The following is a 21,801-nucleotide window of genomic DNA, read 5'->3' as shown; positions in this document are numbered from 1 at the left end:
ATGTTGCCTTCCTTTACTTGGCCGCTGCGGCGGACGCTACAGCTGCGGCGACGTCGGATGCCACGTGGGGGTCGAAAACACTGGGAATGATGAAGCTGGCGTTCAGCTCTTCGGCGGACACGCGGTCCGCAATGGCGTGGGCCGCGGCGACCAGCATCTCGGGCGTAATGTCCGCGACGCCGGCGTCGAGCAGCCCGCGGAAGAACCCGGGGAAAGCCAGCACGTTGTTGATCTGGTTGGGGAAATCACTGCGTCCGGTAGCGACGACGGCGGCGTACTTCGCGGCGATCGCCGGATCCACTTCGGGATCGGGATTGGCCATGGCGAAAATGATGGCGTCGTCGGCCATTGTGGCCACCTGTTCCTCGCCCAGCACGTTCGGTCCGCTGACGCCGATGAAGACGTCGGCGCCGGCCACGGCATCGTGCAAGGTTCCGGTGTAGTTGTCCGGGTTGGTGTTCTCGGCCAGCCAGGTCCGGTGCGCATCGGTGTAGGTCTCGGTGCGGCTGATGGCACCGTTGCGGCCGCAGGCAATGATGTTCAGGGCGCCCTGCGCCTTCAGGAGCTGGATGATCGCGTTGCCCGCGGCACCGACGCCGGCCACCACAATCTTCACGTCCTCGATCTTCTTGTGGACTACCTTCAGCGCGTTCTGCAGGGCAGCCAGCGTCACGATGGCGGTACCGTGCTGGTCGTCGTGGAAGACCGGAATGTCGAGTTCATCGCGCAGACGCTGTTCGATCTCGAAACAGCGCGGAGCGGCGATGTCTTCCAGGTTCACGCCGCCGTAGACGGGCGCCAGGGCCTTGACGATCTTGATGATCTCCTCGGTGTCCTGGGTGTCCAGGCAGACCGGCCAGGCGTCGACGTCGGCGAACTGCTTGAACAGTGCGGCCTTGCCCTCCATCACCGGCAGCGCGGCGGCGGGGCCGATGTTGCCCAGACCCAGTACGGCGGAACCGTCCGTGACCACGGCGATCGTATTGCGCTTCACTGTGAGGCGGCGGGCGTCGTCGGGGTTCTCGGCGATGGCCATACAGACACGTGCGACGCCGGGGGTATAGGCGCGGGACAGATCGTCGCGGTTGCGCAGGGGAACCTTGGGGACAACCTCCAGCTTGCCGCCGAGATGCATGAGGAAGGTGCGGTCGCTGACCTTGCGGACCTGCACGCCGTCGAGCTCGTCCAGCGCAGCGCTGACCCGCTCGCCGTGGGCGGCGTCAACGGTGTTGCAGCTGATGTCCACGACCATGCTGTCGTGGTGGCTCTCGGTCACGTCAAGCGCCGTGATGGCGGCACCGGCGGCTGCAACAGCGGCTGCGAGTTCGCTGGTAGCGGTGAAGCTTGCGGGGGTTTCCACACGCAGGGTTATCGAGTACCCGGGGCTGGGAGTCGCCATTGATTCTCCTCTGTTTCTGGGGCCGAACCGGCCTAAGTAGTTTCCGTATTATGGATATTATTATCTAAGAAGTGGAAATACAACCACCCCTGCAACATTTTCTTTCGACAGGCGGAAATTAATACGCGGTTTGCGGTATGTTTGAGAGAGCAGTTCCACGAAGTGGATATTTTCAAGCAAGGTGAGAGTGAGTTCCCATGGCAGAGAAAGCTGGCGGAGGCGTCCAGTCAGTCGAGAGGGCTTTCGAGCTGCTCGAGCTCATTACCAATGCCGGCGGAGAGGTCACCCTGAGTGAACTGTCGTCGTTCACCTCACTGCCCCTGCCCACCATCCACCGGCTGCTGCGCACCCTGGTTTCGCTGGGCTACGTCCGACAGCTCGCCAACCGGCGGTACTCACTGGGCCCGCGGCTGATCCGCTTGGGCGAAGTAGCCAACAAGCAGCTTGGTTCGCTGGCGCGTCCGCACCTCAAGAACCTGGTCGAGACTCTGGGCGAATCGGCGAACATGGCAGTACTGGACTCCGAGATGGTGGTCTACATCGCCCAGGTTCCGTCCCCGCACTCCATGCGCATGTTCACCGAAGTCGGCCGCCGCGCCCATACGCACGACACCGGCGTCGGTAAGGCCATTCTCGCCCAACTGGAAGACGACACCGTCCGCGACATTGTGACCCGCGCCGGGATGCCGACACCCACGGAGATGAGCATTGGCAATATCTCCGACCTCATGCTGGAGCTGAAGAACATCCGCGAGCGCGGTTACTCCATTGATGAGCAGGAGCAGGAAATCGGCGTGCGCTGCTTCGCGATGGCCGTACCGGATGCCCCCACCCCCATGGCCATCTCCGTTTCGGGACCTGTTTCGCGTGTTGATGAGGCCTTTGCCAAGCGGGCGGTGCCCCTCCTGCAGAGTGCCGCGGAGCAGATCTCGGCGCAGCTGAACGCAGCCGCAGCGAGCTAAGCCCCCAGCACTTTTTCACATCCCAAAAAAGAAATTCCACAAAAGGTGTGGCCTCAGTCACTTGCAGCTGTTAGAGTTTTGATTGCCAAAGGCGGGTTCCCATCCACGGGAGCTATCTACCGGGCGCTACTAACCTAAACAGCAATCGTCGAAGCTGAGGTCGCCGCCCGCGCCGTCTGGTGCCATGCCGTGGCCTGCTTCCCGATCACAGGGAGTCGCCACCATGAATACCACCACCATCTCCACCAGCCAATATCTGGCCAAGGCCGTCGAAATCGCCTCCAACAATGTCCGCAATGCCGGCGGGCCCTTCGGCGCCATCGTGGTTGCCGCGGACGGGCAGATTTTCGAGGGCGTCAACCGCGTCACCGCGAACAACGATCCCACCGCGCACGCCGAAGTCACGGCCATCCGCACCGCCTGCCAGGGCCTGGGCACGTTCGATCTGAGCGGAGCCGTGCTCTACTCCAGCTGCGAGCCCTGCCCGATGTGCCTGGCCTCCTCGCTCTGGGCGCGGATCGACCGCGTGGTGTTTGCCGCGGACCGCCACGATGCCGCCCGCGCCGGGTTTGATGACGCGGTCTTCTACGACTACTTCGACACCCCGGTTGAGCGCCGGCTGATGCCCGTGGTCCGCGAGACCGGCGAACCAGGGGACACAGGGCATCTCGCACCCTTCAATATATGGAACAGTCTGGCGACCCGGATCGATTACTGAGGCGGTGCCGTCATGGCCATAATCCAGCCCCGTACGCGAACCCGTACCGACAATGCCCAGCAGGGCGCTCCCGGCACACCGGGCACTCCCCCGGCCGGCCTGCAACCCCGCGGACTCATCGACCGCTACTTCCAGATCACCGCGCGCGGCTCCAGCCTGGGGCGCGAATTCCGCGGCGGACTGGTCACCTTCTTCACGATGGCCTACATCGTGATCCTCAACCCCCTGATCCTCGGCGGCTTCGGCGCCGATTCCGCTCCGGTGGACGTGGCCGGGAACTGGCTGCCGGCCGCGCAGGTCGGCGCCGTCACCGGCCTGACCGCCGGCGTGATGACCATCCTTTTCGGCCTGATCGCCAACTTGCCCTTCGGCCTCGCCGCCGGGCTCGGCATCAACTCCTTCCTCGCCGTCGCCGTCATCCAGGACGTGACCTGGCCCGAAGCTATGGGCTTGGTGGTGATCAACGGCGTCCTGATTGTCATCTTCGGCATGACCGGCGCCCGGACCGCGATCTTCCGGGCCATCCCGAAGGATCTGAAGGCCGCCATCACCGTGGGCATCGGCCTGTTCATCACCTTCATCGGCTTTGTGGACTCCGGCTTTGTCCGCGCTACGGAGGGCGGTCCGCCCGTCCAGCTGGGCAACAACGGCTCCATCACCTCGGTGCCCACACTGGTCTTCGTGGCCGGGCTGCTGATAATCGGCATCCTCGTGGCCCGCAAGGTCCAGGGCGGCATCCTGATCGGCATCGTCGCCACCACGGTTCTGGCCGCGGTCCTCGAAGCCACCCTGCAGCTGGGGCCGGCGTCCGACACTAACCCAGGCGGCTGGCATCTGAACACTCCGGTGCTCGCCGGCCAGATCTTCGCGGTACCGGACCTGACCCTGGTGGGAGAGTTCGATATCTTCGGCTCCTTCGCCCGGATCGGCGCGCTGGCAGCCACCATGCTGGTCTTCACACTGGTCTTCACCAACTTCTTCGACGCCATGGGCACCATGACCGGACTGGCCAAGAGCGCCGGGCTGGCGCACAAGGACGGCACCTTCCCGCGGCTGAAGTCGGCGTTCATCGTTGAGGGCATCGGTGCAGTCGCCGGCGGCGCCACCTCCGGTTCCTCCAACACGGTCTACGTCGATTCCGCCGCCGGCATCGGCGAGGGCGCCCGCACCGGGCTGGCCTCGGTGGTCACCGGCGTGCTCTTCCTCGGCGCCATGTTCCTGACGCCGCTCACCAGCGTGGTGCCGATCGAGGTGGCGGCCTCCGCCCTCGTCGTCGTCGGTACGTTGATGAGCGCGCAGATCCGCGAGATCAACTTCAAGAAGTTCTCCGTGGGCATGCCCGCCTTCCTGACCATGATCACCATGCCGCTGACCTACTCGATTGCGAACGGCATCGGCGTGGGCTTCATCGTCTGGGTCCTGGTCAACTCGGCCAGCGGGCGCGCAAAGAAGATCCATCCGCTGATGTGGCTGGTGGCGGCCGGATTCCTGGTGTATTTCGCCCGCGGCCCGATCAGCGACCTGCTCGGCGGATAACCGCTGCGGCCGGTGCCGGCAAGCTCCGGCACCGGCCGCGGGATGAAAGGACAACACCCATGCTGAATCTCGGTACGGAGCTCGGCGCCTGGCTGGAGGCAGCCGGGGGAAACTACGCCGTGGCCACCGTCATTGCCGCCAGCGGTTCCGTTCCCTGCCCGGTCGGCACCTCCATGCTGGTCTCCGGCAGCGGCAGCGTGCTCGGCTCGCTCTCGGGCGGCTGCGTGGAGGGCGCCGTTGTCGCTGCTGCGCTGGACGCCATCGCGGACCAGCGGCCGCGGACGGAGCACTTCGGCTACAGCCCCGAGGACGCGTTCGCCGTCGGATTGACCTGCGGCGGCGAGCTGGACGTCCACCTCCAGCCGGTAAAAGCAACAACTAACGACGACGGCGGGGCGCGGCTGGGTGCCGTGCTCCCCCGGCTGGCGGCGTTCGGGCCTCTGGAGCCGCTGGCCGTGGTGCGGCGGATCGATGCCGGCGGCAGCGGTGCGGTGCTCGTGACCGATCCGCAGCATTTCCTGCCCGGGGACCATGCGGACGGGCTGGAGTCCCTGACCGGCTCCGCCGCCGTGGCCCGGTCCGCGGGGGTGCAGCTCGCGGGATTGCTCCGGCAAGGGGTCAGCGGGTTGCTGCGGCTGTCGCCGTCGGAAGCGGACTGCGGAGACGAACCGCCGGCGTTGCTGGTGGAGACCCGGCTGCCGCCACCGCGGCTGCTGGTCTTCGGCGCCAACAATTTCAGCGAGGCCCTGTTGCCGGCCGCGAAACTGCTCGGCTACCGGGTGACGTTGTGCGATGCCCGGCCCGCTTTTACCCAGCAGCGGCGCTTCCGGGCGACGGCAGACGAAGTGGTCTGCGGCTGGCCGCACCGGTACCTTGCCGGCGAGGCCGATGCCGGCCGCATCGATGCCCGGACCGTGGTCTGCGTCCTCACGCACGATCCCAAGTTCGACATCCCGCTGCTGCGCACGGCACTGGAGCTGGACCTGGCCTACCTGGGCGCGATGGGCTCGCAGCGCAGCCATGCCCAGCGGGTGCGGGACCTGCTGGCCGAGGGCGTGGCACCGCAAGCACTGGCCCGGCTGCATTCGCCGATCGGCCTGGACCTGCAGGCCGTCACGCCCGCCGAGGTGGCGGTGTCCATCACGGCCCACATCATCGCCTCGCGCAACCCGGCCGCCACGGGACTCCCGCTGTCCCGGCGCAACGGGCCGATCCACAGCGACGTGCCGGTTCCCGGCAGCGGTCCTGTCCACACCAGCGCGCCCATCCACCCCCGCGGAACCGCGCACACACGCGTTCCCGAAACCATCAATTCTGCCGCGCACAGCGTCTCCCTGGCGCTCAGCGGCAGACCATAACGTTACGTCTATATAGGAGTCCTCCATGGACATGAACACAATCGAGGCCGTGGTCCCCACCACGGATCCCGGTGACTGGCGCGAAGGAGATGCCTGGCTCGCCGGCGGAACCGTTCTTTTTTCCTACGGCACCTCCACCTTGCGCCGCCTGCTGGACCTCGGCTCGGCCGGCTGGGAGCCGGTCACTGTCAACGACGACGGAATCGAACTGGCTGCCACCTGCCTCATCGCCACCCTCTACGAACTGCCGGACTCACGGGTCCACGCCGGCACAATCGGAACCGACGGCGCCGCCAGGCTGGCGGACAAGTGGCCGGCGCTGGAGCTGGTGCGGCCCTGCTGCGATTCCTTCGTGGCTTCCTTCAAGATCTGGAACATGTCCACCGTGGGCGGCAACATCTGCACCTCGCTGCCGGCCGGACCGATGACCTCGCTGTGCGCAGGACTGGACGGGACCGCCACGATCCTCGGCCCGCACGGCACCCACCGCCGGATGCCGGTCGCCGAACTGGTCACGGGCGATGCGGCCAACGCGCTGCTGCCCGGCGAACTGCTGCGCAGCATCCAGCTGCCGGCGAGCGCACTGTCCGCCAGAACCGCCTTCCGCCGGCTCTCGCTGAGCAATCTGGGCCGCTCCGGCGTTCTGCTGATCGGCCGGCTGGATCCCGACGAAACCCTGGTGCTGACCGTCACCGCGTCCACCAAGCGGCCGGTGCAACTGCGCTTCGACGCCGCCAGCCACCCGGATCCGGAGGACCTTGAGGCCGCTCTTGATGCGGCCATCGCTCCAGAGCTTTACCACGACGACATCCACGGCCTGCCCCAGTGGCGCCGGGATATGACCTACCGGCTGGCCGAAGAAATCCGCGCCGAGCTGCTCATGGGAAGGAGTGCCTGACATGGCAATGGACATCAATGGGGAAACGCATGCCAACAGCCCGCGGCCGGGCCAGTGCCTACGCACCTTCCTGCGCGAAGAAGGCATGCAGGGCGTGAAAAAGGGATGCGACGGCGGGGACTGCGGCGCCTGCACCGTGCACGTCGACGGCGTCCCGGTGCACAGCTGCATCTATCCCGCCGTGCGCGCCGAGGGACGCTCGATCATCACCATCGAAGGGCTGCCGGACGTGGCCGGGGCAGACCTGCACCCGATGCAGGAGCAGTTCCTCAAGGCCCAGGGCTTCCAGTGCGGCTTCTGTACTGCCGGCATGATCATGACCGCGGCAACGTTCAGCGACGAACAGAAGCAGAACCTGCCGCGCAATCTGAAGGGCAACCTCTGCCGCTGCACCGGCTACCGCGCCATCGAAGACGCCGTGCTGGGCAACGACGGCGGCGGCTGCTCCCATCCGCCGTCGGAAAGCTGCGCGTTGGACGCCCCGGAGGTTTCCCCACCCACGGGTACCTCGGTACAGACCCGCACCGCTTCCGCGCCCGCCGGCACGTCGTCCACACCTGCACCGGCAGCGGTCGGCGCGGACACCCCCGCCCCGGCAGCTCCCCTCGTCGTCACCGGCACCGCCCGCTACACACTCGACGTTCCCGCCGACGAGGTCCCCGGTCTGCTGCACCTGAAGCTGGCCCGTTCGCCGCATGCCCATGCCCGCATCCGGGCGGTCGATACCCGCGCCGCCCTGGCCGTTCCCGGCGTCGTCGCCGTCTTCACCCACGAGGACGCGCCTGCCCAGTTGTTCTCCACGGCGCAGCACGAGCTGTACACGGACGACCCGGACGACACGCGCGTGCTCGACGACGTCGTCCGCTTTAAGGGCCAGCGGGTGGCCGCGGTAGTGGCCGAAACTGTCGCCGCGGCCGAAGCCGGCGTGCGTGCCCTGGAAGTCGACTACTACGTGTTGCCAGCGGTCTTCGAACCCGAGGCTGCGATGGCGCCCGGCGCGCCGCTGCTGCACGCAGACAAGCTGGCGGATTCCCGCATTGCCGTCCCGGAGCGGAACATCGTCGCCGAGGTGCACACCGAAATCGGCGACGTTGCCGCGGCACTGGACAGCGCCGACGTCGTGCATGAAGAGACGTACGTGACGCAGCGCGTGCAGCATGTGGCGCTGGAGACGCACAGCGCCATCGCCTGGACCGAGGCCGACGGCAGCCTGGCCGTGCGCTCCTCCACACAGGTCCCGTTCCTGGTCAGGCGCACGCTCGCCCGGGTGTTCGCGCTGTCGCAGGAGAAGGTCCGCGTGGTGGCCGGCCGGGTGGGCGGCGGCTTCGGCGGCAAGCAGGAGGTGCTCACCGAGGACATCGTGGCCCTGGCCGCACTGAAGCTGGGCCGGCCGGTGCAGCTGGAACTGACCCGGATCGAGCAGTTCACCGCCACCACCACCCGGCACCCGTTCACCATCCGCGTCAGGGCCGGCGCGCGCCGGGACGGCACGCTTACCGCGCTGGCGCTGGACGCCACGGTCAACACCGGTGCCTACGGGAACCATGCCCCCGGCGTGATGTTCCACGGCTGCGGCGAGTCGATCGCCGTCTACCGCTGCGATGCGAAGAAGGTGGACGCACGCACCGTCTATACCAACACTCTGCCCTCGGGCGCGTTCCGTGGCTACGGGCTGAGCCAGATGATCTTCGCGGTGGAATCCGCGCTGGACGAGCTCGCCGTCCAGCTGGGCGTGGACCCGCTGGAATTCAAGCGGCGCAACATGATCCGCCACGGCGACGACATGCTCTCCCTGCACAGCGAACCGGAAGCGGACGTGCTCTACGGCAGCTACGGGCTGGACCAGTGCGTGGACCTGGTCCGCGGCGCGCTGGACCGGGGCCGCGAGCGCGGCGCCGGCGGCGAAGACCTGGGACCGGAGTGGCTCGTTGGCGAGGGCACTGCGCTGTCGATGATCGACACGGTGCCCCCGCGCGGACACTACGCGCACAGCATCATCGCCCTGACGGCGGACGGCTACCGGCTGGATGTGGGCACGGCGGAATTCGGCAACGGCACCACCACGGTGCACGCCCAGCTCGCCGCGCAGGCCCTCGGTGCCTCCCCGGCCGTGGTGCGGGTGCGCCAGTCGGACACACTGCTGACGGAGCACGATTCGGGTGCCTTCGGTTCCACGGGCACGGTGGTGGCGGGCAAGGCGACGCTGGCCGCGGCACAGGAACTCGCCGGACTGCTGCGTTCCTTCGCCGCCGAGCTGAGCGGTCTACCGGCCGAGGAGTGCGTGCCGGTTGCGGCCGGCGTGGACTGCGCCGGGCAGCTGCTGACGTTCGCGCAGCTGGCCGAAGCCGCCGCGGAACGTTCCATGTCGCTGCAGGCCGAGGGCCGCTGGGGCGGCACCCCGCGGTCGGTCGCGTTCAACGTGCAGGGTTTCCGCGTGGCCGTGAACTCCGCGACCGGCGAGCTGGCCATCCTGCAGAGCGTGCAGGCCGCGGACGCCGGCGTCGTCGTCAATCCCCGCCAATGCCGCGGTCAGATCGAAGGCGGAATCGCGCAGGCGCTGGGAGCCGCGCTCTACGAAGAGGTCCGGATTGACGACGGCGGCGCGGTCACCACCGATATCCTGCGCCAGTACCATATCCCCACCTTCGCGGACGTGCCGCGCAGCGAAGTGTACTTTGCCCGCACCTCCGACGAACTCGGCCCGCTCGGCGCCAAGTCCATGAGCGAAAGCCCCTTCAACCCGGTAGCGCCAGCCCTGGCCAACGCCCTCCGGGCGGCAACAGGAATCCGCTTCACCTCGCTGCCGTTGGCACGGGACCGCATTTACCTGGCACTGAAGGACGCAGGCCACGTACCCGCCGTCGGCGCGGATCTGATGCTGGCATGGTAAAAGATCCTTCGCTGGGCTTGCCAGGAAATTTCATGCCCTCGCAGTAAGGACAGCAGGAAGGCCCGGAACCATGGCTGTTCCGGGCCTTCCTCGGACCGCACATTGGCTGTGCACGTTTCGTCGAGTAGCTCAACCGGTCAGATCATCACCATGCTATGACTTCGTGCGGTGCCACTGTCAGAGCGGCTGGCGCTTGACCATCCGCGTACCGGTCTTGACCAGCATTAGAACAAGCAGCAGGATGCCGACGTAACCGTTGATCACGTACACGAGATTAACCATCTGGGAGAACGGCAGGAGGAGGCCGATCACGGTTCCGGCTGCCGCGAGAGCGATGGTCAGGTACTTGAAGCGGGGCGTCTTGTCGGCGAAGAAGCGTGACGAGACGGTCCACAGCAACGGGACCGCCGTCGTGTAGATGCCGGCAAGGATCATCACCGAGATCCCGGAGGCGAGCAGCGGGCCCACGTCGCTGGCCAGAACGAGCATGGGGATCTCGGTGCCGCCGACCCGCGTGATGTTTGCGAGCAGGCCCAGGCCGACGATGATGCAGGCCACCGAAAAGGCAATCGCCCCGACCAGACCGCCCGAGGCGGCTTCCCTGCGGCTGCGCGCCGTTTTGCCCAGCGCGGTGAGGAAGGCTGCCAGCCACAGCATGCAGAAGCCCACGTAGGACAGCCCGGACATGAACCAGTTCGTCGAAGCCTGGGTCAGCTCCAGCCCGGGCAGCAGTGTGTTGCCCTCGGCGATCCCGGCCGGATTCTGGACAATCCCTACGATGCCTAGTGCGATCGCGATAACGACGATCAGGGGGCCGATCTTGCCGATGACGTCAACCAGGCTCTTCAAACCGAACCACACGCTGATGCCGACCGCTACGGCCAACCCGATGCCGCCGATGTACTTCGACACGCCGTAGTGCTCTTCGAAGACGGCGCCGGAGCCGGCAACCATCACTGTGAAGCTCAGGAACACGAAGAGGATCGAGAAGAAATCGAAGAACGTTCCGAGATGCTTGCCGCAGTAGTAGTGGAAAATCAGCGACGGCCGCTCCAACTTCTTTGCCTGGCCGACAGTGAAGAACTCGATCGCCACATACGTCATCAGGATCAGGACCAGGATTCCTGTGCCGAAGACGCCCCAGTATCCGTAAGAGGTGAAGTACTGGAGGATTTCCTGGCCGGTAGCGAATCCGGAGCCGATGAGGAACGCGACGATTGCACCCGCGTACGTGAGGACGCGTGGAAGGCTTGTCTTCTCGACTGTGGCCAGATGCGCTTGTGTGGGGGATGTTTGTGCCATATCTACTTCCTGCGGAGTGGTGATATATCAGTGCCCACCGAACGATATGGCAGGAATTGTGACCCAGTCAACACTCTCCGGGAAGAGGCATTCACACAAACTGAGCGCTTCCCCCGGTTCCTCCGGGTTTTATGGCTCCAGAATGCGTCCTTAGCAATTGCGTAATATGCAAAGATTGAAGGTAATAGGAATGCATGGCTCCGGGCCGTGTTTGCTGGCCGGAGGGTTGGGAGGGCGCGAATGCAGAGCACGGTGATTTCCACCTCTGCCTTGGACCTGCTGCTCCTGCTGCGAGGCAGCGAACCCGAGGGCCTGGGCCGTGCGGATCAGGTCTCGTACCAGATCGAAACCGCGATCCTGATGGGCATCCTCGCTGAAGGAGACCGGCTCCCGACGGAGTCGGTACTGGCTGCCGAGCTCGGCATTTCACCCATTACGCTGCGGCAGGCTCTGACAGCCCTCCGCACCAAAGGGCTCATCGAGACCAGCCGTGGACGCAGCGGCGGCAGCGTCATCCGCCGCCAGATCGAACTGACGGACACGCAGCTGCAGCACAAGCTGCGCGAAACAAGCACCGAAGCCCTCCGGGACCTCGGTGACCTGGGCGCCGCCATCGCCTCGATGTCTGCCCGCCTCGCCGCCAGCCGCGCGGATCCCCAGAACGTCGAACATCTCGAGGACCTGGTGCGCCATCACCGTGACACCGTGGACGAGCGGGCCCGGCGCCGCATGGACAGCCGTTTTCACGTGGCGGTCAGCATCGCAGCCCAGTCGAGCCGACTGACCTCGGCCGCGCTCCAGCTGGAAGCCGAGCTGATGACCCTCTGGTGGGCCCATCCGGACCGGACCGGCAACCAAGACGCAATGGCGAAAGAGCATGAGGCCATCGTGGACGCCATCCGGGCCAAGGACGGCGACGCCGCGGCAGCCGCTGCCGAGCTCCACAGCCGAAGCCAGACGGAATATCTGATAGAGCGGCATATGGACCTGACCATGCTGCCCGAGCAAGGTACGTGACGTGGAACCCGTAAGAGAAACTCTTGAGCGGACGGCCGGGACCCTTGCCGCCGGCATCAACGCCGTCTTCGAGGACCTTGAAAAGATCGCCGCATCCGTTTCCGCCGCAGCTGCCAATGCTTCCGGCGTCCCCCGGCGCAGCGCGTTCGCGTTTTTGAAGCAGGACCTGGCCGATTTCATCAAGCGGCACTCCGGCCTGATTGTCGGTGGCGGCATTGCCTACGCTCCGCAGAGCCTCCCCGAGGCACCGCACTGGCTGGAATGGTGGCGGGCGCACCCTTCCGCCTCCTCAGGGGACATGCGGTTCGTTACGCACGACCTCAACCCCGACTCACTGAATTATTACGATTACATTCGCCGGGAATGGTTCACCCTCCCCTCTGCCAGCGGCAGACCGGTAGCCGTGGGACCCTACGTGGATCTTGGCGGTATCAACACCAACATCATCACGCTCTGTGTCCCCGCCGCGACACCGCAAGGCACGCATATCCTTGGCGGCGACCTCACCTTGGCGAACCTTGAACGCGTCTTCCTCCGGGCACTGCAGTTGCGTGAGCCTTCGGTGGTTCTACTCGGTCCCAAGGGCCGGGTCATCGCGTCCAATGACGCACGCATCGCCACCGGCATCCTGCTGCTGGAAGAAGACCTGAGTCGCGTGGAGGATTCCATAGACGTCTCCCCGGAGAATCCGACACGCCTGCCCTGGAAGCTCATCAGCCTCCGGAAGTAGTCCACCCCGCCCCGCGGCCCCTGCCTTCTACCGACCCGCCTCCATGACGGGGCAGGGTTCTTCCTGCCCCTGAGTTACAAAACACTCTGTCATGCCCTGACAAGGGATTCTCGGCTTACTCCGACATGGGCGAAAAAGCCTATTGCATTAATCATACAATGTAGTATCTTTTAACTGTGAGCGGGAGCACACCGCTTTCGGAGGTCAGTTCCCGCGGCTCGCAGGTCATGGACGCCTCTGCTAGCCAAGGGAGAAGTGTTGGGCGCATCTGTGCCATTTGCCTCTTCCGCCTCCCCCACCCGTTGCCTCGGCTCACGGTCCTGGCACCCCCACATCCCCCTGAAATGGAAAGTGCACACATATGAAAGATGTAGTCATCGTCGGCGCCGGACTCGCCGGTCTTTCGGCCGGGTGGCGCCTGCGTCACTGGGACACGCTCCTGCTGGAATCCGACGAGCGTGTCGGCGGGCGGATCCGCTCGGAGCGCCGGGGCGCCTATTGGTTGAACTGGGGCGGGCACGTCTTCGCAGGGCCCGGATCGTCGACCGATGCCCTTCTCAACGAAGTCGGCGTAACAGCCGTTCAGATCCCCGGATCCCTCCAGGCCTTGTCAATGAACGGCAAGTTCATTCGCGAAGGTCACATCGCCAGCTACCCGTTCCGCATCCCAATGTCCCTTTCATCCCGCTTCGACACGCTGCGGGCCGGCATGAAGGTCGTCAGCGGCGTCGCCAAGTACACCAGGGTCGTGAAGAAGCGCTCCGGTGAATCCGGTGCGACGCGCCAGCAGCGCATCTACGACTTTGAGAACGAGAATTCATTCCTCGACTTCATCGGCAACCTGTCCGAAGACGCAGCCGCACTGTTCAAGACCACCGTCACTCGCTCGGCCGGTGACATGAATGAGATCTCTGCCGGCGCCGGAATCGGCTACTTCAGCCTGGTACTGGGAATCGGCCAGGGCCTCAACCGGGGTATCGTCGGCGGCCCGTCGACCCTGACCGAATCGATCGCGGCCTCCCTGCACGACCGCATCCAGCTCGGAGCCACCGTGCAGGAGGTCGTACACAAGAAAGACTCCGTCCTCGTCCGGTACAGCCAGGGCGGCGTCGAGAAGGAAGTGGAGGCCCGCACCGTCGTCCTCGCGACCACCGCCGATGTCTCGCACAAGATTGGGGTGGACCTCCCGGAGGACCTGCGCGGTGCGCTCAGCCAGATCAAGTACGGTCCGCACGTCAGTACGGCCTTCCTGACCGACGAGACCTCCGCCCGGCCCTGGGACGACATTTACGCCATTGCGGCGCCGAAACGCTCGTTCGCGATCGCACTGAACCAGGCGAGCATCGTCCGCGGAACCGAGTCCGTACGCAAACCCGGCGGCAGCTTCATGACTTTCTCCCCGGCCAGCCTCGGGCGCGCCCTGCTGGAGAAGAGCGAAGAAGAAGTCATCCAGACCCACCTCACCGATCTCGACCAAGTGCTCGGCCACGGATTCGCCGACAGCGTCGTCGAGGCCAAGACCGAACGGTGGAAGGTCGCTTCCCCCTATTGCTTCCCAGGCCGCGCCAAGCTCCAGTCAACGCTCATGCAGGGAACGGACCGGGTCTTCCTGGCCGGCGACTTCCTCGGAACCCTCTACACCGAAAGCTCGATCACCTCCGGGTTCTCCGCAGCCCAGGAAGCCGCCAGCCTGCTGGCCACGCAGCGCCAGGCACAGCTGCCTTCCGGCGTGTCCATCGCCGCTTGAACCCCATCGTTACACCACGCCACACTTAGAAAGAGGAAACATTCATGTCCAAGGAACTCACCGGTGTCCTCACCGCCCTGTCCACCCCGTTCAACCAGGACGAAACCATCGACGTCGCGACCCTGCGCCAGATTGTCGACCGCTCCATCAATGCGGGAGTCGACGGCGTCGTCGCGGCAGGCTCGACCGGCGAAGTCGGTGCCTTGTCCTCCGAGGAGCGGCTGCTACTGATCGACACGGTCATCGAGCACACCAAGGGGCGGGTCCCCGTCATCGCCCAGACCGGGGCCGCCTCGACAGCCGAAGCCATCCGCCTCTCGAAAGCAGCGGAGAAATCCGGCGCCGACGTGCTGATGCTCATCACCCCGTACTACGAGCCGCTCTCCGTGGCCGAAACCGTCACCTACATCAAGGACGTCGCCGGGTCGGTTGAGCTTCCCGTCATGCTCTACAACATCCCGGACGTCACGGGTGTCAACCTCGACCCGGCCACGGTCCGTTCGCTGGCTGAAGACGTGGAGAACATCCGCTACATCAAGGACTCCAGCGCGAACTGGGAACAGGCACTGCAGCTGATCCACCACCATAGTGATGTTATCGGCACCTTCATCGGCTGGGACGCCTACATTTACAGCGCCCTCGCCGAAGGCGCGGCCGGAGTGATGGCCGGGGCAGCCAACGTCGTGCCGGAAGAAATCGTCACCGTCAGCCGCCGGATCGCCGAAGGCGACCTCACCGGTGCCCGTGAACTGTGGAATGCGGTGTACCCGGTCATCGACGCGCTCCTCTCCGTGCCGTTCATCCCGTCCGTCAAGGCCGGACTGGCCCTGCAGGGGCTGCCAGCCGGCTCGCCCCGGCGCCCCACCGCCGGCCTCAACACCGAGGACCTCGCACGAGTGGAGCATGCCCTGTCCGCCCTCAAGCAGCCGGTGGGCTAAGCGATGGGCAACGTCGACTTCGCAGAACTTCTGTCCGCCATTTCCGACGCGATCTGGGCCCCCATGGCCTACGTGGTGCTCGGCCTCGGCATCGCCTACTCGGTCGCCACCAAAGGTGTGCAGTTCAGAAGGATCCCCGACATGCTCCGGCAGCTCAGGGAGACTCAGCACGGCAGCGAAGGCGGCGGCCTGACATCGTTCCAAGCCCTGGTCTTGGCACTGGCTAGCCGGGTCGGTGTCGGCAGTATCGCCGGTGTTGCGACGGCCGTCGGCGCCGGCGGGCCCGGGGCTCTGGTCTGGATGGCCGTCACGGGTCTCGTGGGGTGCACCGTCGGCTACGCCGAGGCGACCCTGTCCCAGGCCTTCAAACGCCAGGTTCTCGACGAGGACCGCCGCAAGGCCAACGAGGACATCGGTGGCATGCCGTACTACATCAAGTACGGCCTGAAGCTGCCGAAAGTCGGAGCGCTAGTCGCCGTCCTGGGCGTGATCGGATACGGGTTCGTTTTCCCCGGATTCCAGGTAAGCACGATCGCGTCCAGTGCCGAACTTGCGTTCAACGTGCCGAAGTGGGTTCCGGCCATCATCGTTACTGTCCTGATCGCCCTGGTCATCTTCGGCGGCACCAAGCGCATCGTCAAGGTCACCCAGACCCTCGTTCCGGTCCTCGCCGTCGGTTACCTCCTCCTGGCACTGGCGGTCATCGCGATCAACATCTCCGCCGTTCCTGAGGCCGTGGTCCTGATCTTCCAGTCGGCTCTGGGTATCCACCCGATCCTGGGCGGCATCGCCGGCGCTGCTGTTGCCTGGGGCGTACGGCGGGCTGTTTTCGCTTCCTCGAACGGCCTTGGTGAAGCCACGTTCGCGGCGGCTGCTGCGCGCACCTCCCACCCCGGAAAGCAGGGTCTGGTCCAGACCTTCAGCATCTACATCGATGTGCTGCTGATCTGCATGGCTACCGGGCTCATGATGGTGGTCTCCGGCAAGTACAACGTCTCAGACGGTTCCGACGGCTATCTCGTCAACAATCTGCCGGGAGTCCCTGCAGGCGCCAACTGGGTCCAGGAAGCCATCGACACGATGGTTCCGGGGTGGGGAGCCGGGTTCGTTGCCATCGCCGTACTCCTCTTCGGTTTCACGTGCCTACTGGCCTACTTCTACGTGGCGAACTCAAACCTTCTTTACCTGCTGGACGGCAAACAGGGAAATGTGTGGAAAACGGTCCTAAAGATCGGGACCATGGCCATCGTGTTCGTCGGATCCGTGGTGAACGCCCAACTGATCTGGGCTGCAGGCGACATCGGCCTTGGCCTGATCGCGTGGGTCAATCTCATCTGCCTGGCCTTCCTGTTCCCGCTCGTGCGCAAGATTTACCGCGACTACGAGAATCAGCGGAAGCAGGGACTGGATCCCACCTTCGATCCCAAGGCCCTGGGCATCGAAGGAGCCGATTTCTGGGAACACAAGAACGCAAAGTCAACCACCCTCAAGTAGCAGACCCGACTAGTCACGCCCTGCTGCCGCGGTCCCGAAAAAACTTCCCTCCCCGCACGGGGCCAGGACCGCGGCGGCGGGGCACACCTCCACGACAATAAGACAGGACTAAGGAAAACCATGACACTCTCAGACACAGCCTTGTTCACCGTCCGCAGGACGGGAGAGCTTCCCGTCCCATCGCTTCCTCCTTTCGGCCAGTTCATCGGAGGCGCGTTCACCCCGCCGGCTTCGACTGCAACCGTTGCCGTGGAGAATCCGGCCACTGAAGAAATCCTCATGCAGGTTCCTGCCGGTTCCGTTGAAGACGTCGACGCCGCCGTCGCGGCTGCCGTGACGGCCAAGGCCGGCTGGGCAGCGAAGACTCCCAAGGATCGTTCCGCGGTCCTTCTGCGCATCGCGGACATCATTGAGGCCAACCGGGAACTTCTCGAAACCCTTGAAGCTGCCAACACCGGTAAACCGGCTGCCGTCACAGAAGACGATATCTCCAGCGCGATCGACACCTTCAGGTTTTCAGCCGGCGCTGCACGCGCCTTCACCACACCCGGTGCGGAGGACTATGCGGATAACCACACCTCGGTGATCTTCCGCGAGCCGGTGGGAGTCGTCGGCGTGATCACGCCCTGGAACTACCCGCTGTTGATGGCCGTATGGAAGATCGCTCCGGTCCTGGCCGCGGGCAACACCATGGTGCTCAAACCCTCGGAGCAGACGCCGTTGACCACGCTCAAACTCGCCGAGCTCATTGCCTCCGAGGTTCCGGCCGGCGTCCTGAACATTGTCACCGGACCGGGCCGAGTGGTGGGAAACCGCATGTCGGAGCACCCGGACATCGATCTTGTCGCCATCACCGGAAGCGTTGGCAGCGGCCAAAAGGTCGCCGCCAGCGCATCCTCAACAGTCAAACGCGTGCACCTGGAACTCGGCGGCAAAGCGCCCGTCGTCGTCTTCGACGATGCCGATCTGGCAGCCGCAGCCAAGGGCGTCCGCGAGGCCGGGTTCTGGAACGGCGGTCAGGAATGCGGCGCGGCGTGCCGGGTCCTCGTCCATGAATCGGTTGCAGAGAAGTTCACCGAACTGCTCATCCGCGAAGTCAGTGACATCTCTGTCGGCGCCCCCGGTGCCGGCGACGACGTCGAAATCGGTTCCATGATCTCCAAAGCCCACTACGAAAGGGTTCTGGCCGCACTGGAGGACATCCGCAAGGACGGCCTGACAGTCGCTGTCGGCGGCAACGCCATGGAGGGCCCGGGCTACTTCATCGAACCCACCGTCGTCACCGGTGTGCCCGCCGGCGCGGCGATCGCCAGCACGGAGATCTTCGGCCCGGTCGTGTCCGTGGAAACCTTCAGCACCGACGAAGAAGCCATCGAACGGGCCAACGAGACCGTCTACGGACTGGCCGCCTCCGTCTGGACCACGAACGCCGCCCGCTCGCTCTCGGCTCCCCGCCGGCTCGACTTCGGCACTGTCTGGGTCAACTCGCACCTCGTCCTGGCCACCGAAATGCCCTGGGGCGGCTTCAAGGGCTCAGGCTACGGCCGCGACCTCTCCACCTACGCCCTGGAGGACTTCTCCCGCACCAAACACGTCATGTATAACCGCGGCTGAAGGTAGCCTAGCTTGGATTCCAGACTTAGGGGGCCGGCCACGCGTAGCGTGCCCGGCCCCCTTTCAACGCCACTGGGTTGTTGCCGGCTGGCTATCGCCGTCGGCGCGGAGCTGATGCTGGCCCGGTAAAAGATCCCCTTGCTTGCGGAGAGAATTTACTGCCTACCCGCACCCGAACAGTACTTCGTTCAGAACACCGGGCGAGCTGCCCGCTCACGGCTCGGGGCCCTTACCGGTTTCGCGGTACGGCCGTCACCAGGCGCGCGAGATCCGTGCCGGGAGCGGTGAGCCGGTCCACGGTATCGAAGACGAACCGCTGCATGGCGGCAGCCGCAGCTGAGGGTTCGACGTCGATCCGCCGGGCCAGGTTGACGGTTCGGGTCAGTTGGGGGCTAATCAGGCGCGTGCTGTGCAGCCCGGGGCGGTCGATGACCACCATTGCCGGGACGACGGCCACTCCCAGCCCCCGTTCTGCGAATCGGAGCACGGCGTCCATCTCGGCGCCCTCGACGGCGATCGTCGGGATAAGTCCGCTGGCGGAGAATGCGGCGTCTGTGGCCAGGCGCAGGTCGTAGCTGCGGTTGAACGCGACCTGCGGGATCTGCGCCAGTTCCGCCAGTGTGATCTCGGTCGGCGTCGAACTTTCGCCGTCTTGCTGCCGCGTGTGTCCTGGCAGGGGTGAGCCTGCGGCTGAGATCACCACCAGTTCCTCGGAAAGCAGGGGGATCAGTTCGGTGCCCGGTACGGATGGTTCCATGCCACGGGTGACCATCAGGGCCAGGTCCAGTGCGTTCTCGTTCAGGGCGTCCACCAGTGAGCGCGAGCCTGCCTCGGTGATGTGCAGGTCCACTCCAGGGTGCGCGGCGCGGAAGGCTGCGAGTACGTCGGAGACCAGTGAGACGCAGAGAGTCGGCGGGGCACCGAGCCGGACATGACCGCGGCGCAGCCCGGCCAGCTCGTCCATCTGCTCGCGGGCAAACCGCGCGTCAGCGAGCATCCGCCGGGCGATGGGCAACAGCACTTCCCCTGCGTCGGTTAGTGTCACCCCCGCCGGTCCACGACGGAAGAGCTTGGTGCCTAGGTCGGCCTCCAGAGCAGCGATTTGCCGGCTCAGTGAGGGTTGGGCGAGGAAGAGCTCCTCGGCAGCTCGGGTGAAGTGGCCCATCCGCGCCACGGCCTCGAAGGAAGATAACTGCTCAAGTTTCATTATAGCCTTTGTGCATCACAATGAGTAGAACAATGCATTGGACTCATCATACGCGGCTTTCTAGCATGGTCGATATGAGCACACAGCATTCAACAGAACGACTGATGTCCACCTCCGTACTCGTCATCGGTACCGGTGGTGCCGGACTACGGGCTTCGATCGAACTAGCCCAACGCGGGGTCCAGGTATTGGCTGTGGGCAAGCGGCGCAAGCACGATGCTCACACCACCTTGGCAGCCGGCGGCATCAACGCCGCCTTGGGCACGATGGACCCCGAGGACAGCTGGCAGCAGCACGCCGCCGACACTTTGCGCGAGTCCTATTTCCTGGCTGACCCGGCCATCGTCGAAACCGTGGCGCGTAACGCCGCCGACGGAATCGGGGATCTGGAGAAATGGGGCATGCCCTTTGCCCGGGAAAAGGACGGGCGGATTTCACAGCGCTTCTTCGGCGCCCACAAGTACCGCCGCACCGCCTACGCCGGTGACTACACCGGTTTGGAAATCCAACGCACCCTGATGCGCCGCGCGGCCGAGCTGGATGTGCAGATCATCGACAGCATCTACATCACCCGCCTCCTGGTGGCCGACGGAACAATCTTCGGCGCCTACGGATTCGACATTGTGGACGGCACACCCGTGCAAATCCATGCCGATGCGGTGATCCTGGCAGCCGGCGGGCACACCCGCATCTGGCGCCATACCTCCTCCCGACGAGACGAGAACACCGGGGACTCCTTCCGCCTGGCCGCTCTGGCCGGTGCCCGGATCCGGGACGCCGAGCTGGTCCAGTTCCATCCATCCGGACTGCTGGAACCCGACGACGCCGCCGGCACCCTCGTCTCCGAGGCAGCGCGCGGAGAAGGTGGCATCCTCACCAATGCACTGGGTGAGCGATACATGGAGCGCTACGACCCCGAGCGCATGGAGCTCTCCACCCGTGACCGGGTTGCCCTGGCCGGATACACCGAGATCGCCGCGGGCCGGGGGACCGAGAAAGGTGGCGTTTACCTGGACGTCTCCCACCTGCCCCGGGAAGTCATCCTGCAGAAGCTGCCGCGCGTCTACCGCACCCTGATCGACCTGCAAATGCTCGACATCACCACTACGAAGATGGAAATCGCTCCGACCGCCCACTACTCCATGGGCGGAGTATGGGTAGCCCCGACAGACCACAGCACGGGAGTGGACGGGCTGTACGCGATCGGTGAAGCTTCCTCAGGCCTGCATGGTGCGAACCGCCTGGGCGGGAACTCGCTGATAGAGCTGCTCGTCTACGGACGCATCACTGGAGAGCACGCCGCCGAGTACGTCACCTCCCGCACCTCTGTCCACCGTGACCCCTCCGCCGTCGGACTGGCCCGCACAGAAATGCAGTCACTGCTCAGTGAACGCGGAACCGAGTCAGCCCGGCGACTGCAGCGCGAAGTGCGCAACCTCATGACCGAGCACGCCGGCGTCGTGCGCATCGAACAGGGCCTGCAGGAAGGTCTACGCAAGCTTGCCGCCCTCGAAGAGCGCGCCCAACATATCACCGCACGCCCCGACATCGCCGGGTTCGACGACCTCGCCCACGCCTACGATCTGCTGGGTTCGCTCCTCGCGACCCGCGCAACGCTCGAATGCGCACTGGAACGCCGTGAGACGCGCGGCTGCCACAACCGCGCGGACTTCCCCCAGCAGGATCCGGCGCTGCAAGGCAACTTCGTCTGGTCTCCAGCTGACGGAGTCAGCTTCGAGGCCCTGGCCGCCGCCCCGGACTCCTTCCGCTCGCTAGCCGAGGCCGACGCTGACGACTCTGTAGCCGGCAAGCTCGTGGAGTAGCACTGCACGGTCATCAAGTCCGCACCGTGGACAGCCAAGACTTATTGCCGGGCTCGGGGCATTCCTTAGCCCGAGCCCGACGGGCGATAAATTGGAGGGGCTTGCCCTGTATGCGGCACCACTGCCAGTGCCCAAGCCGGTCCCGAAGCTACCATCGGAGTAACGAAA

At 65.3% G+C, this 21,801-nt stretch carries 16 protein-coding genes; 13 read left to right on the top strand and 3 right to left on the bottom strand.

Annotated elements, in window-relative coordinates:
- Positions 1-13: 13 nt before the first annotated feature.
- Positions 14-1,399: an NAD-dependent malic enzyme gene (locus AC3A4M_RS12855; RefSeq protein WP_498736106.1), complete on the bottom strand. Its 1,386-nt coding sequence runs from the start codon at positions 1,397-1,399 to the stop codon at positions 14-16.
- A 197-nt stretch (positions 1,400-1,596) separates the two neighbouring features.
- On the opposite strand from AC3A4M_RS12855, the gene AC3A4M_RS12850 reads away from it, so the two are divergent.
- The 6 genes from AC3A4M_RS12850 to AC3A4M_RS12825 all read left to right on the top strand — a co-directional run bounded on the left by AC3A4M_RS12850 (position 1,597) and on the right by AC3A4M_RS12825 (position 9,761).
- Positions 1,597-2,361 (top strand): IclR family transcriptional regulator, encoded by a 765-nt coding sequence (locus AC3A4M_RS12850; RefSeq protein ID WP_498736105.1) that lies wholly within the window; start codon positions 1,597-1,599, stop codon positions 2,359-2,361.
- 223 nt (positions 2,362-2,584) lie between these two features.
- A complete protein-coding gene (locus AC3A4M_RS12845; protein WP_498736104.1) occupies positions 2,585-3,079 on the top strand; it encodes a nucleoside deaminase in 495 nt (164 codons plus the stop codon).
- 12 nt (positions 3,080-3,091) lie between these two features.
- Positions 3,092-4,615 (top strand): NCS2 family permease, encoded by a 1,524-nt coding sequence (locus AC3A4M_RS12840; RefSeq protein ID WP_498736103.1) that lies wholly within the window; start codon positions 3,092-3,094, stop codon positions 4,613-4,615.
- Between the two features lie 59 nt (positions 4,616-4,674).
- Complete coding sequence (locus AC3A4M_RS12835; protein ID WP_498736102.1) at positions 4,675-5,973, top strand: XdhC family protein; 1,299 nt, start codon at positions 4,675-4,677, stop codon at positions 5,971-5,973.
- A 25-nt stretch (positions 5,974-5,998) separates the two neighbouring features.
- Positions 5,999-6,871 (top strand): FAD binding domain-containing protein, encoded by an 873-nt coding sequence (locus AC3A4M_RS12830; RefSeq protein WP_498736101.1) that lies wholly within the window; start codon positions 5,999-6,001, stop codon positions 6,869-6,871.
- Between the two features lies 1 nt (position 6,872).
- Positions 6,873-9,761, top strand: a complete 2,889-nt coding sequence (locus AC3A4M_RS12825; protein ID WP_498736100.1) for a molybdopterin-dependent oxidoreductase — start codon at positions 6,873-6,875, stop codon at positions 9,759-9,761.
- A 177-nt stretch (positions 9,762-9,938) separates the two neighbouring features.
- Here AC3A4M_RS12825 and AC3A4M_RS12820 read toward each other — a convergent pair whose 3' ends face one another.
- Complete coding sequence (locus AC3A4M_RS12820; protein WP_498736099.1) at positions 9,939-11,063, bottom strand: YkvI family membrane protein; 1,125 nt, start codon at positions 11,061-11,063, stop codon at positions 9,939-9,941.
- A 240-nt stretch (positions 11,064-11,303) separates the two neighbouring features.
- Here AC3A4M_RS12820 and AC3A4M_RS12815 point away from each other — a divergent pair, with 240 nt between their 5' ends.
- The 6 genes from AC3A4M_RS12815 to AC3A4M_RS12790 all read left to right on the top strand — a co-directional run bounded on the left by AC3A4M_RS12815 (position 11,304) and on the right by AC3A4M_RS12790 (position 18,603).
- A complete protein-coding gene (locus AC3A4M_RS12815) occupies positions 11,304-12,080 on the top strand; it encodes a FadR/GntR family transcriptional regulator (protein ID WP_498736098.1) in 777 nt (258 codons plus the stop codon).
- 1 nt (position 12,081) lies between these two features.
- The gene (locus AC3A4M_RS12810; RefSeq protein ID WP_498736097.1) at positions 12,082-12,810 is read left to right on the top strand and encodes a PDC sensor domain-containing protein; all 729 of its coding nucleotides are present in this window, start codon (positions 12,082-12,084) and stop codon (positions 12,808-12,810) included.
- A 361-nt stretch (positions 12,811-13,171) separates the two neighbouring features.
- Positions 13,172-14,557, top strand: a complete 1,386-nt coding sequence (locus tag AC3A4M_RS12805; RefSeq protein WP_498736096.1) for a protoporphyrinogen/coproporphyrinogen oxidase — start codon at positions 13,172-13,174, stop codon at positions 14,555-14,557.
- Between the two features lie 44 nt (positions 14,558-14,601).
- Entirely contained in the window at positions 14,602-15,495 is an 894-nt protein-coding gene (gene dapA, locus AC3A4M_RS12800; protein ID WP_498736095.1) for a 4-hydroxy-tetrahydrodipicolinate synthase, read from the top strand.
- Between the two features lie 3 nt (positions 15,496-15,498).
- Positions 15,499-16,989 (top strand): alanine/glycine:cation symporter family protein, encoded by a 1,491-nt coding sequence (locus AC3A4M_RS12795; RefSeq protein ID WP_498736094.1) that lies wholly within the window; start codon positions 15,499-15,501, stop codon positions 16,987-16,989.
- Between the two features lie 120 nt (positions 16,990-17,109).
- Positions 17,110-18,603, top strand: coding sequence for an aldehyde dehydrogenase family protein (locus AC3A4M_RS12790; RefSeq protein WP_498736093.1), 1,494 nt, complete (start codon positions 17,110-17,112; stop codon positions 18,601-18,603).
- A 229-nt stretch (positions 18,604-18,832) separates the two neighbouring features.
- On the opposite strand, the gene AC3A4M_RS12785 is transcribed toward AC3A4M_RS12790, so the two are convergent.
- Complete coding sequence (locus AC3A4M_RS12785; protein WP_498736092.1) at positions 18,833-19,810, bottom strand: LysR family transcriptional regulator; 978 nt, start codon at positions 19,808-19,810, stop codon at positions 18,833-18,835.
- 74 nt (positions 19,811-19,884) lie between these two features.
- On the opposite strand from AC3A4M_RS12785, the gene AC3A4M_RS12780 reads away from it, so the two are divergent.
- Complete coding sequence (locus AC3A4M_RS12780; protein ID WP_498736091.1) at positions 19,885-21,633, top strand: FAD-binding protein; 1,749 nt, start codon at positions 19,885-19,887, stop codon at positions 21,631-21,633.
- Positions 21,634-21,801 lie beyond the last annotated feature (168 nt).

It is taken from the genome of Arthrobacter sp. Soil_C_60, assembly GCF_057656375.1.
The sequence above is the reverse complement of the archived record's forward strand: the minus strand, read 5'-3'. Positions and strand labels throughout refer to the sequence as shown.